General features: G+C 73.6%; 16 protein-coding genes. 9 read left to right on the top strand and 7 right to left on the bottom strand.

Features of this window, described 5'->3' with window-relative positions:
• Nucleotide 1: 1 nt before the first annotated feature.
• Nucleotides 2-739, top strand: coding sequence for a hypothetical protein (locus ACGGAQ_RS00965; protein WP_393043410.1), 738 nt, complete (start codon nucleotides 2-4; stop codon nucleotides 737-739).
• A 31-nt stretch (nucleotides 740-770) separates the two neighbouring features.
• Complete coding sequence (locus ACGGAQ_RS00970; RefSeq protein WP_393043412.1) at nucleotides 771-1,334, top strand: SOUL family heme-binding protein; 564 nt, start codon at nucleotides 771-773, stop codon at nucleotides 1,332-1,334.
• Here the strand turns inward: ACGGAQ_RS00970 and ACGGAQ_RS00975 are convergent, their stop codons facing one another.
• From ACGGAQ_RS00975 to ACGGAQ_RS00985, 3 genes are read right to left on the bottom strand one after another with little or no spacing between them, the layout of a single operon-like run.
• Nucleotides 1,335-2,315 (bottom strand): hypothetical protein, encoded by a 981-nt coding sequence (locus ACGGAQ_RS00975; RefSeq protein ID WP_393043414.1) that lies wholly within the window; start codon nucleotides 2,313-2,315, stop codon nucleotides 1,335-1,337. It abuts the gene before it with no gap.
• A gap of 48 nt (nucleotides 2,316-2,363) precedes the next feature.
• The gene (locus tag ACGGAQ_RS00980; RefSeq protein ID WP_393043416.1) at nucleotides 2,364-4,793 is read right to left on the bottom strand and encodes an FtsX-like permease family protein; all 2,430 of its coding nucleotides are present in this window, start codon (nucleotides 4,791-4,793) and stop codon (nucleotides 2,364-2,366) included.
• Entirely contained in the window at nucleotides 4,787-5,551 is a 765-nt protein-coding gene (locus ACGGAQ_RS00985) for an ABC transporter ATP-binding protein (protein ID WP_393043418.1), read from the bottom strand. The genes ACGGAQ_RS00980 and ACGGAQ_RS00985 overlap by 7 nt, the downstream gene beginning before the upstream one ends.
• Before the next feature lie 168 nt (nucleotides 5,552-5,719).
• Here ACGGAQ_RS00985 and ACGGAQ_RS00990 point away from each other — a divergent pair, with 168 nt between their 5' ends.
• From ACGGAQ_RS00990 to ACGGAQ_RS01000, 3 genes are read left to right on the top strand one after another with little or no spacing between them, the layout of a single operon-like run.
• Complete coding sequence (locus tag ACGGAQ_RS00990; RefSeq protein ID WP_393043420.1) at nucleotides 5,720-6,877, top strand: sensor histidine kinase; 1,158 nt, start codon at nucleotides 5,720-5,722, stop codon at nucleotides 6,875-6,877.
• Nucleotides 6,874-7,542, top strand: coding sequence for a response regulator (locus tag ACGGAQ_RS00995; RefSeq protein WP_393043422.1), 669 nt, complete (start codon nucleotides 6,874-6,876; stop codon nucleotides 7,540-7,542). Before ACGGAQ_RS00990 ends, ACGGAQ_RS00995 begins: the two co-directional genes overlap by 4 nt.
• A 29-nt stretch (nucleotides 7,543-7,571) precedes the next feature.
• Entirely contained in the window at nucleotides 7,572-8,111 is a 540-nt protein-coding gene (locus tag ACGGAQ_RS01000) for a DUF1697 domain-containing protein (RefSeq protein ID WP_393043424.1), read from the top strand.
• A 32-nt stretch (nucleotides 8,112-8,143) separates the two neighbouring features.
• Here ACGGAQ_RS01000 and ACGGAQ_RS01005 read toward each other — a convergent pair whose 3' ends face one another.
• Together ACGGAQ_RS01005 and ACGGAQ_RS01010 are read right to left on the bottom strand one after the other, a co-directional pair.
• Nucleotides 8,144-9,121 carry an MBL fold metallo-hydrolase gene (locus ACGGAQ_RS01005; protein ID WP_393043426.1) on the bottom strand — a complete coding sequence of 326 codons (978 nt, stop codon included), beginning with the start codon at nucleotides 9,119-9,121 and terminating at the stop codon, nucleotides 8,144-8,146.
• Nucleotides 9,122-9,275: 154 nt separating this feature from the next.
• A complete protein-coding gene (locus ACGGAQ_RS01010; RefSeq protein WP_393043428.1) occupies nucleotides 9,276-10,205 on the bottom strand; it encodes a serine hydrolase in 930 nt (309 codons plus the stop codon).
• 52 nt (nucleotides 10,206-10,257) lie between these two features.
• Between ACGGAQ_RS01010 and ACGGAQ_RS01015 the strand changes: the two genes are divergently transcribed.
• Both ACGGAQ_RS01015 and ACGGAQ_RS01020 read left to right on the top strand, forming a co-directional pair.
• Nucleotides 10,258-11,217 carry a LysR family transcriptional regulator gene (locus tag ACGGAQ_RS01015; RefSeq protein WP_393043430.1) on the top strand — a complete coding sequence of 320 codons (960 nt, stop codon included), beginning with the start codon at nucleotides 10,258-10,260 and terminating at the stop codon, nucleotides 11,215-11,217.
• Between the two features lie 97 nt (nucleotides 11,218-11,314).
• Nucleotides 11,315-12,166: an aldo/keto reductase gene (locus tag ACGGAQ_RS01020; RefSeq protein ID WP_393043432.1), complete on the top strand. Its 852-nt coding sequence runs from the start codon at nucleotides 11,315-11,317 to the stop codon at nucleotides 12,164-12,166.
• A 69-nt stretch (nucleotides 12,167-12,235) separates the two neighbouring features.
• On the opposite strand, the gene ACGGAQ_RS01025 is transcribed toward ACGGAQ_RS01020, so the two are convergent.
• Nucleotides 12,236-13,078: a helix-turn-helix transcriptional regulator gene (locus ACGGAQ_RS01025; protein ID WP_393043434.1), complete on the bottom strand. Its 843-nt coding sequence runs from the start codon at nucleotides 13,076-13,078 to the stop codon at nucleotides 12,236-12,238.
• Nucleotides 13,079-13,180: 102 nt separating this feature from the next.
• On the opposite strand from ACGGAQ_RS01025, the gene ACGGAQ_RS01030 reads away from it, so the two are divergent.
• Both ACGGAQ_RS01030 and ACGGAQ_RS01035 read left to right on the top strand, forming a co-directional pair.
• Nucleotides 13,181-13,933 carry an SDR family oxidoreductase gene (locus ACGGAQ_RS01030; RefSeq protein WP_393043436.1) on the top strand — a complete coding sequence of 251 codons (753 nt, stop codon included), beginning with the start codon at nucleotides 13,181-13,183 and terminating at the stop codon, nucleotides 13,931-13,933.
• Between the two features lie 83 nt (nucleotides 13,934-14,016).
• Nucleotides 14,017-15,003, top strand: coding sequence for an aldo/keto reductase (locus tag ACGGAQ_RS01035; protein ID WP_393043438.1), 987 nt, complete (start codon nucleotides 14,017-14,019; stop codon nucleotides 15,001-15,003).
• A gap of 24 nt (nucleotides 15,004-15,027) precedes the next feature.
• Here ACGGAQ_RS01035 and ACGGAQ_RS01040 read toward each other — a convergent pair whose 3' ends face one another.
• A complete protein-coding gene (locus tag ACGGAQ_RS01040; protein WP_393043440.1) occupies nucleotides 15,028-15,543 on the bottom strand; it encodes a GNAT family N-acetyltransferase in 516 nt (171 codons plus the stop codon).
• Nucleotides 15,544-15,591 lie beyond the last annotated feature (48 nt).

A 15,591-nucleotide genomic window follows, 5' to 3' on the forward strand; every position in this document is an offset into this window, starting at 1 on the left:
CATGGACCTGGCCGGCTACCGTCCGCGCACCACGGTCAGCGGCGGGCCGCTGGAGCTGGCGGTCCTGTGGGGTGGTTTCCCGCTGCTCGGCGCGGGGGCCGGGTGGCTCCTCGCGGCGACGACAGGCTGGCTCGCCCGGCTGCCCTGGGTGCCGTTCAGCGACCTCGTCGAGTGGCTGGACCGGCTGCCCGAGCCGCAGGCCACCGCCGGCACGATCGCCGTGGGCGCCCTGGCCGGCCTGGTCCTCGCCGGGATCGGCACCGCCGAACGGCTGATCGTCAGCGTCGACGCGGCGCAGGTCCGGCTGCGCCGCGCCGATGAGAACCGGACCGTCGCACGGGCCGACACCCGGGTCGTCTTCGTCGCCGACAAGCACCTGGTGCTGCTCGACGCCGACGGGGCGGAACTGGTCCGGGAGTCGACGGACCTGCCCGCCGCCCGGCTCGCCGCCGCGTTCCGGGCGCACGGCTGGGCCTGGGCGGACGACGATCCGCACCGGTCGGCGTACCGGCTGTGGGTGCCCGACCTGCCCGGTCTGCCCGCCGGCGCGGACGCGCTGCTGCGCGCCCGTGAGCGCGCGGTCGCGCGGGACCGTCGCGATGACGCCCGGGAGCTGCGGCGGGAGCTGGGCCGGCTCGGGGTGGTGCTGCGCGACGAGGGCAAACGCCAGTACTGGCGGGTCGTCGTCCCCGGTGCGGGACAGTCGACTTCGGCCGAGCGGGAGCGGGAGGGGCGGTAGCGTCTGTCCCAGGAGATCCTGGGAGCGCGCGATGACCGAGCAGCAGCCGTACCGGGTGGTGTCCCGACACCCCGGCTTCGAGCTGCGCCGCTACCCGGCTCACCTGGTGGCCGAGGTGCAGATCCAGGCGTCGTTCACCCGGGCCCCGATCGAGGCGTTCCGACCGCTGGCCGCCTACATCGGGGGCGCCAACCGGGCCCGGCACCCGATCGGCTCGGCCGGGCCGGCGATGTCGGCGGCCAGCGACTCGGAGAGGATCGCCATGACCGTGCCGGTGGTCCAGATCGAGGGCGAGCGGCCGGGCGCGTACCTGATCCAGTTCGTCATGCCGGCCACCTTCACCACCGCCACCCTGCCCGAGCCAGTGGACACCCGGGTGCGCATCCGCGAGGTTCCGGCACGCCTGGCGGCGGCGATGCGGTTCTCCGGGCGGTGGACGGAGCAGGCGTTCAGTCAGCGGGCCACCATGCTCGGCCGGTCGGTGACCGCGGCCGGGCTGCAACCGACCGGCGCGATCCGGTACGTGCGCTTCGACCCACCGTGGAAGCCGTGGTTCCTGCGCCGCAACGAGGTAGTGCTGCCGGTCGTGGAGTAGCTAGCGGCGACCGTTGTCGACGGTCGGCCAGGCCAGCAGCAGCGCCATTCCCAGCCCGGCGAGCAGCCCGGCCAGCGAGAGCAGCAGATCGGAGTCGGCGGAGTTGATCGGGCTGTTGCCGGCCAACGCGGTGAACGTCGCGCCGACCGGGAGCAGCACCATCATGGCGATGGTCGCGACCAGCAGCATCGACACCGGGCCCACCAGCGCGGCGAGACCGGCGAGCCCGTGCCGCCGCCACACCGGCCGACCGCCCGGCCAGTCCCACGCCAGCAGGGTGACGCCGGTGAGCAGCACCGCGCCGAGCCCGATCATCGGCAGGATGCGCGGGCCGGGCGGGACCGTCCGGCCCAGCGCGACACCGCCGATGGCGACCGCGCCGAGCCCGACGGCCAGCAGGCAGCGGCCCCGGGTGCGGGCCGGTGCCGCCGCCAGGGCGACGACGACGGTCAGGGCGACCAGGAGTACGCCGGTGGCGAAGGCCGCCGTCGTCAGCTGCGGCTCCCGGTCGGTCGGTGACTCGATACCGGCGGCCACCACCGCCAGCACCCCGGCCACGCAGGCCGCGCCGGTCAACACCCGCCGGTCGGTGCTGGAGGGCCGGCCGCGATCCCGCCACGAGAGGGCGGCGGCCAGCACCCCGAGCACCGCAGCACCGCAGACGGCGAGCAGAATGGTCGACCCCGTGCCGGCCGGGTCGGCCCGGTCGATCGCCACGTCGGCCGCGATCCAGAGCCCGCCGAGCACGACCGCCGGAGCGCTCCACCGGAGCTGCCCCCGGCCGGCCAGCAGCAGCCCGAGCACGATCGCGACGATCGCCACGAACCGCAGATCCCGTGCCCAGTAGGCGTTGTTGCCCGGCAGCCGCTCCGACCACGGGCCGATCGGCTCAGTCAAGGGTTGCCACACCGTCATGCCGACCGCCCAGAGCAGCATGGCGGCGGCACTCAGGAGCAGCCCGACCGGGCGCGCGAATCGCATCCATCGACGGTAGCGGCCCGGCCGGTCTCCCGGAGGCCGGGGACGCGGTCACCCGACGACGCCGACCCATGACCGCGCGGGGCGGCGACGCAGTGACCGCCACGTCGGCACCGCGCTCGCCAGCGCCGCGAGCAGCAGGCACAGCCCCACCACACCGGCGACCACCGACCACGGCACCACCAGGTCGACGGGGGCACCTACCTGCTCGGCGAGGCCGGCGCGGATGCTGAGCAGACCGACGAACGCGACAGCCCCACCCAGCAGCGCGCCGATCAGGACCACCAGTGCCGACTCGGCCGTGACCAGCCAGAGGACCTGCCGTCGGGTCGCCCCGGCCAGCCGGATCAGCCGCAGGTCCGCGGCGCGGCCAGCAGCGGCCAGCAGCAGCGTGTTGGCCACCGCGATGGCGCCGTAACCGGCCGACACCCCGATCAGCAGCAGCGTGAAGAGCCAGACGAGACGGTCCTCGGCGGCGTCCGCCTCGCCCGCCCAGGTCGCGACGTCGACGACCCGCGCGCCGACCGGAGGATCGATCCGGTCCCGGACGTACACCGTGGACGTGAGCGCCGACGGGTCGTGCGTACGCACCACCGCCCGGGGTACGAGCAGGTCGCCGGGGATCGAGGTGTCGGTGACCACGGCGACGACGCGCAGCGACACCGACGTCCCGTCCGCGAAGACCACCGGGTACGGCTCGGACGGCCGCAGGTTCGTCGCGGCGGTGACCACCACCGTGTCGTCGCCGCGCAGGTCGTCGAGCGAGCCGGCGACGACTGTCAGCGCCCGGTTCGCGGCGGCGAAGCCGGCCGGGTCCACGCCGAGCGCGGTCAGCGGCCGATTGGCGGGCGCTGTTTCGGGATCAGTGCGGTAGACGGTGGTGGGCAGGAGGGCGGTGCCACCGGCCCCGGCGACGGCCTGGTCCGACAGACCGGGTGCCCGGTCGGGCACCAGGATCCAGCCGGCGTTCACGTTGTCCGCCCGACCTGCCGCGTAGGCGGCGGTGGTGGTGCCCACCATTCCGGACACCAGCACCGCGAACGCGACGGTGAGCAGCACCGGCGCGGCGATGGCGGCGGTCCGCCGGGTCGCGGTCAACGCCCCGCCCCGGACCAGCATCCCGATCGCGCCTCCGGGCCGCCGCACCGGCGACCGCAGCAGCCGTACGACCGGTCCGACCACCGCCGGGGCGAGCACTGTGGCACCGGCCACCAGCGCCATCACCGCGTACAGGGCGTACTGCGCGGCGATCCGGGCCTCGTCGGCGGTCGCCGTCCCGACGCTGAGCGCGAATCCCGCCGCGACGAGGAGCGCCCCGGCGGCGACGCGAATCCGCCCGATCGGTCGCTGTTCCACCGCGGCCTCGCGTAACGCCTCCAGCGGGCGGACCCGCGCCGCTCGGCGGGACGCCGACCAGACCGCCAGCAACGCGATCACCGGCCCGGCGGCGAGCGAGACCACGACCGGCCAGAGTTCGTAGCGGACCCGGAAGGTCGACGGTTCGTAGCCGACGTCGACGAGCAGTCGACCCAGCAGCGGGGCGAGCGCCGCGCCGACCAGCAGGCCGACGAGCCCGGCTGAGGCGCCGACGGTGAGCGCCTCCGCGTACACCATGCGGCGGACCTGACGTCCGGTGGCGCCGACGGCGCGCAGCAGGCCCAGCTCGCGGCGGCGCTGCGCGATGGTGAACGCGAAGGTGGAGGCGACCACGAACACCGTGACGAAGCCGGCGAGGGCCGCCGTGGCGGTGAGCACCTGCATGCCGATCCATCGGGTACGGGCGTCGCCGCGCGGTTCCAGCGCACCACGGGCAGCACCGGTGAGCACCCGTCCATCGCCGCCGACGACTCCGCGAGCCGCCGTGGCGACCCGCTCGGGATCGGCCCCCGGCGCGAGCACGAGCCCGATGGCCCGGACGCCGGGGGCGAGCGCGGCGGCGACCTCGTCCGCGACGTGGACGCCGGGCCCGTCGACCAGACCGGTGACGGTGTACGGCTGCGCACCCACGGCGGTCAGCAGGGTGACCGGTGCGCCGGCCCGCAGCCCGAGCGCGCGGTCGACGACGACCTCGCCGGGCCTGCGGGGCGGCTCGCCGGCCGTGAGGCGCAGTCCACCCAGTTGGGCGCTGGACCAGCCGTGCCCCTGGTGGGCGTCCTCCCGCCGGGTGTCGCTGGCCGACGGCCGACCGTCGACGAGCGGCTGAGCGTAGAAGGTCCGGTCCGGCACCGCCGCCGCGACACCGGGCAGCGCGGCCAGCCGGCCGACGAGTCCCGCGGTCGCCGTGACGGACCAGGGCCGGGTCGGCACGAAGGCGTCGGCCGACGCGCCCGCCTCGGGGCTCTGCACCACGACCGCCGCCCGCGCCAACCGGTCCGGCACCTGCGGACGCCCGGAGGCGAGGAGCAGGGTGGCCGCCGCGACCAGCGCGACTCCGAGGGCGACGGCCACGAACGCGCTGGCCGACCGCCGGACGGTCACCACGACCGCTGCACAGTCGGCTCGGCCGGGATGGTCTCCCGCTCGGTGATCCGGGCGGCGACGGCAGCGGCGGTGATCCCGCCGGTCAGCTCGTCGACGACGCGACCGTCGGCGAGCAGGAGGACCCGATCGGCGTACGCGGCGGCGGCGGGATCGTGGGTCACCATCACCACGGTCTGCCCGTGGTCGTCGACGAGCGCGCGCAGCAGCCGGAGCACCTGCCGGGACGCCGAGCTGTCCAGCGCCCCGGTCGGCTCGTCGGCGAACACCACGGCCGGACGGGTGATCAACGCGCGGGCCACGGCGACGCGCTGCTGCTCCCCGCCGGACAGCTCACTCGGCCGGTGCCCGGCCCGGTCGGCGAGTCCGACCGCGTCGAGCGCGGCGGCGACGTCCCCGGCCGGCGGGCGGCGGCGGGCCAGGCGCGAGGGCAGCTCGACGTTCTGCGCGGCGGTCAACGTGGACACCAGGTTGAACGCCTGGAACACGAAGCCGATCCGGTCGCGCCGTAGCCGGGTCAGCTCGTCCTCGCCGAGGTCGTCGAGGCGGATGCCGTCGATCGTGACGACCCCCTCGGTCGGACGGTCCAGTCCGGCCGCGCAGTGCAGCAGGGTGGACTTTCCCGAGCCCGAGGGGCCCATCACCGCCGTGAACGTGCCGCCCGCGAAGCTGGTGGTCACGCCGTCGAGCGCCGTCACCCGCCGGGTTCCGGTGCCGTACACCGCCCGCAGCCCCGTGAGGGTCACCGTGTGTGTGGTCATACCGTTACGGTCCCGAACGCGGGGGGTGCGGCGCGTCGTGCCGGGGCGGGCACTTTCCGGCCCTCCCCCGGGCGGAGCCGAAGGCCCGCAAGCGCCGGCGGATCGTCCTCGGGGATGACCACCCACGGGTGGACGCGGCCGGACCGTCCCGCCGATACGGTCTGACAGGTGACCGCTCTCCTGCTGACCCGGCGGCTACGGCCGGTGGACCTGTACATCGTGGACGCCGCGCTCGCCGCGGCGGTCGGCGGGCTGCTCTGCCCGTACGCGGCACTGGAGTCACCACTGCACGGGGGCGTCGACGAACCGCTCTGGGTGTCGGTGCTCGTCGGGATGGCCATCGGGCTGCCGCTGGCCGCCCGGCGACGGTGGCCGATCCCCGTCGCCGTGGCGATCAGCGCCGTCACCACCGTCGCCCTGATCACTGGCGTGATCCCCAACTTCGCCGCCGCCGCGCCGGCCCTCGCCATCAGCCTGTCCTTCTACACGGTGGCCGTGTCGACCACCACGCGTCGGTCGATGCTCTGCGCCGCCGGTTGTCTCGCTCTGGTGAGCGTCGCCCTGGTGCTGACCGCGGGTGACCTCTGGTCGCGGACCGGGGCTGTCGTCTACGCCGCCGTCATGGTCGCGCCGGCCTGGGTGATCGGTTGGCTGATCCGGGAGCGACGCGCCCTCGCCACCCGGCAGAGCGACCAGCTGGTCCGTCAGGCCGCCACCGAGGAGCGGCTGCGGGTGGCGCGCGAGCTGCACGACGTGGTCGCGCACACGCTGAGCCTCATCGTGGTGAAGGCGGCCGTCGCCAACCACGTCGCCGAGGCCGACCCCCGCGAGGCGGGCGCCGCGCTCCGGGTCATCGAGGAGACTGGCCGCACCGCGCTGACCGACGTGCGTCGCGTGCTCGGCGTCCTGCGCGAGGACAGCCCGTACGCGCCGACGCCCGGGCTGGACGAGTTGCCGGTCCTCGCCCGGCAGGCGGCGATCGGCGGCGTCGACGTGCAGCTCGACGTGCGACGGGAGGAGCCGGTCGGGACGGTGCCGGAGTCGGTGGGCCTCGCGGTGTACCGGATCGTGCAGGAGGCGGTGACGAACGTGGTGAAGCACGCGGCGCCGGCAGCCTGCCGGGCCACGGTGACCGTCCTGCCCGACGAGGTGCGGGTGGAGGTGACCGACGACGGCCAGCGGCCGGTCCTGCTCGGCGGGGAGGGGCACGGGTTGATCGGCATGCGGGAACGGGTGGCGTTGCACGGCGGGGAGTTCCGCGCCGGCCCACGCTCCGGCGGCGGCTTCGCGGTGACGGCCAACCTGCCCTACCGGGTGGCCGCGTGATCCGCGTCCTGATCGCCGACGACCAGGCACTGCTGCGTGGCAGTTTCCGGCTGCTTGTCGATCTCAGCCCGGACTGCGCCACCGTCGGCGAGGCGGGCACCGGCGTGCAGGCCGTCGCCTTGGCCGAGCAGCACCGACCGGACGTGGTGCTGATGGACGTCCGGATGCCGGAGATGGACGGCATCGAGGCGACCCGGCGGATCTGCGCCGACCCGGCGACGGCCGGCACCCGGGTCATCATCCTGACCACGTTCGACCTGGACGAGTACGTCTACGGGGCACTGCGCGCCGGGGCCAGCGGGTTCCTGCTCAAGGACACCCCACCGGCGGACCTGCTGACCGGGATCCGGGTGGTCGCCGCCGGGGAGGGCCTGCTCGCGCCGACGGTGACCCGCCGGCTGATCGACGAGTTCGCCCGACAGCCGGAGCCGACCCGGCCGCTGCCCCGACAGCTCGACGGCGTGACCGACCGGGAACGGGAGGTGCTCGCGCTGATCGCAAGGGGCCTGTCCAACGCGGAGCTGGCGGCGCACCTCAACCTCAGCCAGGCCACCGTCAAGACGCACGTCGGGCGGCTGCTGACCAAGCTGTCGGTACGCGACCGGGCGCAACTGGTCATCGTCGCGTACGAGACGGGCCTGGTGGGGCCGGGCGGCCTACGCTGAGCCGGTCGGCCGTGCACCCAGGAGGAGCCATGACCCGGTACGTCGCGCTGCTGCGCGGAGTCAACGTCGGCACCACCCGCCTCGCCATGGCCGATCTGCGCCGGATCGTCACCGACCTCGGGCACGAGGACGTCGCGACGTACCTGCAGAGCGGCAACGTGGCCTTCGGCAGCACCGTGCGCGACGCGGAGAAGCTGGCCGCCGGCATCGAGCGGGCGCTCGCCGACGAGCTGGGGCTGACCGTGCCGGTGCTGGTCCGCAGCGGCCGGGAGTTGGCGGCGGTGGCGGGTGGCAACCCGTACGCCGAGGTCGAGGACGATCCGAAGCTCCTGCTGGTGGCCTTCCTGGCGGCCCCTCCGGCGAAGGCCACGGTGGACGCGCTCGCCGTGCCCGGCGGTGAGAACGTGTCGTTCACGGTGACCGGCCGGGAGGTCTTCCTGCACTTCCCCGATGGCGGCTACGGCCGGACGAAGTTCACCAACGCCTACCTGGAGAAGAAGCTCGGCGTGGTGGCCACCACCCGCAACTGGAAGTCGGTACGCGCCCTGGCGGAGCTGGCCGCCGGCTGACCGGGCGGGCGCGGGCGCCCGCCCGGAACCGGTCAGAAGTGGTACGCGGTCTCGTACTCAGGCACCAGCACCCGGCTGCGCGGCGAGATCCGACGCACCGCCGCGATCATGTCGTCGAGCCGGTTGCGGTCGGCCGGCGCGACGACCGGCGGGTTCTGCAACGGCGTCTCGAAGTTGTCCCAGTGCACCGGCACCACGACCTTCGGGTAGTCCAGACCGGCCAGCAGCCGGGGCAGGTAATCGCCGGTGGTGGTGGCGCTCTGCATGGCCACCATCGCCACGTCCGGCGCCAGGCCGGTGAGGTTGCGCTCGGCGACGTCGCTGGCTCCGGTGAAGTAGACCGACGGGCCGCGCTCGACCCGCAGCAGGTAACCCAGCGTGTCGCCCTCCGGGAGGTCGGCGATGGTCGCCGGCCGCGCCGGCTGGCTCACTCGCACCCCGGGGAAGGCCACGGAGTACGACGCGTTGCGGCTGTGCAGCGAGCCGACCACCTCGACGCTGTGGTCGCCGAAGTCGAGCACCTCCCCGCCCTTCACGGCGCTGAGCTGCGTCGACGGCACCCCGTAGGCCAACCCCAGGTGGTACGCGGTGAGCGTGCCGAACACCCGCGCGCCGGTACGCGCCGCGATGTACGGGACGTCCATGAAGTGGTCCCAGTGGGTGTGCGTGACCAGGACGGTCGTGGCCTTCTCGACGCGCGGGTCGATCACGTCGGCGCGCACGGTCAACGGGGTGTCCGTCTTGAACGCGCCGGTGAACAGCCCGGTGTCGATCCGGCTGAGGAACGGGTCGACCAGGACGGTCCGGTCGGCGATGTCGATGCGCCAGCCGGCCGTACCCCACCAGCGGAAGCTGACCGCGCCGGTGCGGCGGCGCTCGGGCGTCGGCGCGGCGGCCGGCGGCGCGGCCTGGGCCGGGGTGGTCGAGGTGGCGGCGAGGCCGCCGGCCGAGACCAGGGCGGTGGTGGCTGCGGCGTCCCGCAGGAAGCGACGGCGGTCGAGGTTGGACATACGGATCTACTCCCCGTGCTCGGGTGATCGGTCGGCACGAGCCAACCAGCGCCACCGCGTCCCGGTCCAAGATCGAACGCTGTCAGCTCCCATATGGCATGGCATATCGTGCCTGCTCAGCGACTGCCCTTCGGCGCTCGGACGCCCGGAAAACTCAGTCGCCGCGCAGCGCCTCGACGGCCGTGCGAGCGGCCTTTCCCACCGCCAGGTCCACGTCGATCCGGCGCGGGGTCAGCTCGTCGGCGCGGGCGAAGACGGCGATGGCGTACCGGCCGCCGTCGGGATATTCGGCGACGCCGGCCTCCAGGTGCAGGCCGGGCAGGGTGCCGGTCTTGCCGGAGACCCGGACGCCGGGCGGGAAGCCTGCGGCCAGCCGGGTCCAGAAGAGCTGCCGGGCCATCCAGCCACGGACCATCGCGCAGGCCGCCGCCGTCCCGGCCTCGTCCCGCCAGATCAGGGTGAGCAGCCGGGTGATCTCCCGGGCGGTGCTGCTGGTGCTGTGCGCGGGGTCGAAGACCCGCATGGCCTGGACCCGCTCCGCCGGCAGCGTCGGGAAGATCCGGGCGAACTCCGCCTCGGTGCGCGCGCCCACGTCGGCGAGCATCATCTCGACCAGCTCCCGAGGACCGCCGAGAAGGCGGGTGCGGGTGAGGCCCAGCTCGGCGGCGAGCATCGGCAGCAGGTCCGGGCCGACCCGGCGCAGCAGCAGGTCGGCGGAGGTGTTGTCGCTTACCGACATGGCGAAGTACGCGAGGTCGCGCAGCGACACCTCGGCGTCGTCGACGCAGCCGGCCAGCCCCCACCCGCCGAGCCGGTCGGCGGCGGTGACCAGGACCCGTTCGGTGGGGTCGAGCTGGCCGGCGTCGACCTGCCGGGCGAACTCCAGCACCAGCAGGATCTTGAAGATCGACGCGATCACCACCTGCTCGTCGGCCCGCACCCCGACCTGCCGGTCCACCGCCGCTGGGCCCACGGTGTCGACGTCCACTGCGTCCAGGTCCACGGCGTCCAGATTCACGGCGTGCAGGCTGGCGGTCACCCCGACGTCCGCGAAGATGGCCTCGATCCGCTCCCTGACGTCCACCCGGGCACGGTATCCAGTGGCGGTGGTCCGCCGCTGGCGTAGGGTCCGGGCCGTGGACCTGCTCCGGCACCTGCGGCACTTCGTGGTGGTCGCCCACGAGCTGCACTTCGGGCGGGCGGCCGAACTGCTCGGGATGGCCCAGCCGCCGTTGAGTCAGTCGATCCAGCGGCTGGAACGCGAGCTCGCGGTCGAGCTGTTCGACCGCTCCCGCCGCCAGGTGCGGCTCACCACCGCCGGCGGTCTGCTGCTCGCCGAGGCAGAGGAACTGCTCGCCGGCGAGGGCCGGCTGCGCAACCTGATGGGGCAGGTCCGCGCGGGCGAGCTGGGCATCCTGCGTGCCGGTGTTCCGCCGGAGACCCCGGCGGTGACGTTGCGCGCGCTGCTGGACCAGCTCACCGGCCGGGCGCCCGGCCTGGACGTGGAGCTGCACGAGCTGACCACCGCCGAGCAGGTGCGGATGCTCACCGAGCGAAGGTTGGACGTGGGGCTCGTGCACCATCCGGTCGAGGCGGACGGGCTGCGCTTCGGCGCCCCGGTGGACGTACCCCTGGGGGTGTTGCTGCCGCGGACCTCGCCGCTGGCCCGCGGCCGGGAGGTGCCGCTCGCGGCGCTCGCCGGCCTGGACCTGGTGGCCGCGCCCCGGGCCACCGCGCCGGGCTGGCACGACCACCTGCTCACGGTGTGCCGGCGGCACGGGTGGCGGCCGGCGCGGGTGCGGCCGGCGCGCAACCCGGAATTCCTGTTCGGGCTGGTGCTGGCCGGCGGTGGGGTGGCCGTGGAGCCGGCGACGCTGGCCCGCCGGGAACCCCGGATCGCGTGGCGACCGATCGCCGACACCTCGCTGACGAAGCGCACCTCGGCGGTCTGGCCGCAACGGTCAGCGCATCCGGCGGCCCCGATGGTCGGGCAGCTCGCCGCCGAGGTGCTGGCCGTCGCCGAGCCGTCGCCGCCCACGCCGCCCTCGGTGCCGGCGGCACGGCCCTGGCCGGTGTTGTTCGACACGACCGGGTGAAGCGGGCCGACGTTGCGCTCGTCACCTCGCGTTGGGCGGTGAATCGTCCACCCGCCCGGGTATGGATGACGGATAACGAAGACGCGAAGGAGCCGCAGTGGCACTCACGATTCCTGACATCAGGCTGAACGACGGCACCACAATCCCGCAGCTCGGCTTCGGGGTGTTCCAGATCGAGCCGAAGGACACCGTCGCGGCGGTGACCACGGCCCTCGAGGTGGGCTACCGGCACATCGACACCGCCGAGATGTACGGCAACGAGGCCGAGGTCGGCGAGGCGATCCGCATGTTCGGCCTCGACCGGGACGACGTGTACGTGACGAGCAAGTTGAACAACGCCTTCCACCGCCCGGACGACGCCCGCGAGGCGTTCGACTCGACGCTGTCGGCGTTGAAGATGGACTACATCGACCTGTTCCTGATCCACTGGCCGCTGCCAACCCTGTACGACGGCGACTACGTCTCGACCTGGAAGGTGCTGGAGGAGTTCCAGCGCGACGGTCGGGCCCGCTCGATCGGCGTCTCCAACTTCCAGGTGTCGCACCTGCAGCGGCTGATCGACGAGGCGAGCGTGGTGCCGGCGGTCAACCAGATCGAGGCGCACCCGTACTTCACCAACGACGAGGTCCGCGCCTACGGCCGCGAGCACGACATCGCCACCGAGGCGTGGTCGCCGATCGCGCAGGGCAAGGTGCTGGACGACCCGACCATCGTCGACATCGCCGAGCAGGTGGGTCGCACCCCGGCGCAGGTCGTGCTGCGCTGGCATGTGCAGCGCGGCGACATCATCTTCCCGAAGTCGACCACGCCGAAGCGGATCGAGGAGAACACCCGGATCTTCGACTTCGAGTTGGACGACGCGGCGATGGAGCGGATCACCGCACTGGACAAGGGTGAGGCCGGGCGGCAGGGCCCGAACCCGGACATCTTCGCCTACGTGCCCCGCTGACGCTCGAATGACGGTGCTGCCGCTCGGTCATCAATGTGACTGAGCGGCAGCGCGCTCCTTCTCGGAGGTTCAGGAGCCGACGCGCTCGGCGAGTCGGCGGAACACCGCCTGGGTCGGCGAGTCCGGCTCGGCAACGTAGACGATTAACCGCTGCTCGGTCTCCGGCACCAGCAACACCCGGCACTCGAACTCCAGCGGCCCCAGCTCGGGATGCGCCACCCGCTTCACGACGGGACGGCGCTCCTCGACCTCGTGCTCGGCCCACAGCCGGGCGAAGTGGGGCGAGGTGCCGAGCAGTTCGGTGACCAGCTCGCGGATCGCCGGGTCCGCCGGATAGCGGCCGTAGGCGGCGCGCAGGTCCGCCACCGTGCTGTGCACGAACCGGCGTACGTCGGCATCGGTCCAGTGGGCGTCGGTCATCGGCTGCCGGAACGTCCAGCGGATCATGTTGCGCCCGGCGACCGGCACGTCCGTGAGATCCCCCACGAAGTGCGTGGCCAGACGGTTCCAGGCCAGCACGTGGTACGCGGCGTCGACGAGGTACGCCGGGGTTTCGGTCATGGCGTCGAGCAGGTGCCGCAGCCCAGGGGTGACCTCCCGGCTCGGGCCGACGGTCGCGGGTGGGTGCTCCCCGGCGATCCGGAACAGATACTCCCGCTCGTCGCGGCTCAGCAGCAGCGCCCGGGCCATCGCGGCGAGCACCTGTCGGGACGGGTGTGGCCCGCGGCCCTGCTCCAGGCGGATGTAGTAGTCGATCGACATCCCGGCGAGCTGAGCGACCTCCTGTCGACGCAGTCCGGGGGTGCGCCGACGTATCCCGTCGGGGAGGCCGACCTCGGCGGGGCTCAGGCGGGCGCGGCGGGTGCGCAGGAACGCCGCCAGTTCGTCGCGTCGCAGGCCGCTGCTCGTCATCCCCCCAGCATGCCTCGGGTGGGGTCAGCCAGGGTGGTACCGCCGGTCCCAGGCTCGGCCCGTCCCTGTCCGCGGGCCGTCGCCGGGGTGAGGCTCGACGGCATGACCAACACGATCGCCCTGATCACCGGGGCCAACAAGGGAATCGGCTTCGCCACCGCACGACAGCTCGGCGGCCTCGGGATGACCGTCCTGGTGGGCGCGCGCGACGCCGAGCGGGGCCGGGCCGCGGAGCGGGAGCTGCGCGACGGCGGCGCGGACGCGGTGTTCGTGCCGCTGGACGTCACCGACGCCGAGTCGGTGACGGCCGCCGTGAAGCGGGTGGAGGCGGAGTACGGCCGGCTGGACGTGCTTGTCAACAACGCCGGCATCGTGCTCGCCGACGGTGCGCGAGGGCTGCCCAGCGAGACGACAGTGGCGACGCTGCGCCGGCTGTACGAGACGAACGTCTTCGGGGTGGTGACGGTGACCAATGCGCTGTTACCGCTGCTGCGCCGGGCGCCGGCGGCGCGGATCGTCAACGTGTCCAGCGAGGTCGGCTCGATCGCCGTGATGACCGACCCGGACGGCGCGCTGTTCGGGTTGACCTCCGTGCCGTACCCGTCGTCCAAGGCGGCGCTGAACATGCTCACCGCCATGTACGCCAAGGAGTTGCGGGACACCCCGATCAAGGTGAATGCGGCGAACCCCGGCTACTGCGCCACCGACTTCAACGGCAACAGCGGCTTCCGCACGGCCGAGCAGGGCGCCGAGGTGAGCGTGCACCTGGCGACGCTGCCGGCCGACGGCCCGAGCGGGCTGCTCTGGGGCTTCCAGATGGACGCCGGCGGCGGGTACGGCGTACTCCCCTGGTGAGACGCGCGCTTGACCTGGAGTGCACTCCAGCCGCCACTGTGGTCCTCGGGCGCCCACCGCCAGGGCGCACGAAAGGAGATCTGATGCGGTACCGCACCATCGGCACCGACCCGGCGACCCGGCGCGAGGTCAGCGTGCTCAGCCTCGGGGCCATGCTGTTCGGCAGCGTCACCGACGAGGCCACCTCGTACGCCATCCTCGACCGGTACGTCGAGGCGGGCGGCACCTTCATCGACACCTCGGACAACTACGCGTTCTGGGTCGACAGCTCGCAAGGCGGCCAGAGTGAGGAGCTGCTCGGGCGGTGGCGGCGCAGCCGGGGCATCGGCGCCGAGATCGTCATCGCCACCAAGCTGGGCGCCCGCCCGCTGGCCCCCGGCACCAGCTACCTGGACAACGCCGAGGGCCTGTCGGCGAAGGTGATCCGCGAGTCGGCGGAGCGCAGCCGCGACCGGCTCGGCGTGGAACGGCTGGACCTGCTCTACGCACACATCGAGGACCGGACGGTGCCGCTCGCGGAGACCGTGGAGGGCTTCGCCGAGCTGGTCGCCGAGGGGACGGTGGGCCTGCTGGGCGCGAGCAATCACCGGGCCTGGCGGGTGGAACGGGCCCGCGCGCTCGCCGCAGCCGCCGGCCTGCCGGGGTACGAGGTGCTCCAGTACCACCGCAGCTACCTGCCCAACCGCACCGACCTGATCAGCGAGCTGGACCCGGACGGCGAGCCCGGCGGTGTCGGCGGTGACCTGCTCAGCTATCTGCGCGCCGAGCCGGAGCTGACCCTGGTGGCGTACTCGCCGCTGCTCAAGGGGGCGTTCAGCCGGGCGGACAAGCCACTCAGCGACGCGTACGACCTGCCGAGCGCGCCCCGGCGGCTGGCCGCCCTGCGGGAGGTGGCCGGGCAGACCGGCGCGACGGTGAACCAGGTGGTGCTCGCCTGGTTACTGGGCGGTGACCTGCCGTCGATTCCGCTGGTGGGCGCGTCCTCGGTGGCCCAGCTTGAGGAGAGCCTGGCCGCGGTGGACCTGGAGTTGACCGCCGAGCAGCGACACCGCCTCGACACCACCTGGTGACCTGCGACGGCCGCCCCGCCGACCTCAGTCGTCGGCCGGCGGGGCGGTCAGGTCGAGCTGCCAGTCGTTGGCACGCATCAGGTGCCCGGGTGGGTACTCGAAATCCGTCTCTCCCAGCAGGGTGAAGCCGGCCTTGCGGCAGACCGCGTTCGAGGCGGGGTTGTCGACGGACGGGTACGCGTGCGCGTAGCGCCGGTCCCGTCGGGCGCGGACCACGTCGAGGGCCGCGCGCACCGCGACGGTGGCCAGCCCCTGCCCCCGGTACGCGGGCAGCACGGCCCAGCCCAGCTCGTACACCGGTTGGTCACGCCACTCGCGGCTCCAGTAGCCGACGCTGCCCGCCCGCGCGCCGTCCGGCAGCACCAGAGTGAACATGCACCCCTGCCCGCCCTCGGCGAAGTGCACGTACCGGTCGTGCCGGGCGAGCACCTGCTCGTCGGTCTCCGGGCCGCCGGTGTGCCTGCGCGTGTCCGGTGAGTTGAGCTGCCGCAGCAGGTCGAGGTCGTCCTCGCGCCACGGCTCGATGCGTACCTGTGTCATTCCGTCCCCTTCGTCGACCCCAGTCAAGCCGATCCCACCGACATTGCG

The organism is Micromonospora sp. NPDC047557, assembly GCF_043205095.1.
In the GTDB taxonomy this organism is placed as follows: Bacteria; Actinomycetota; Actinomycetes; order Mycobacteriales; family Micromonosporaceae; genus Micromonospora.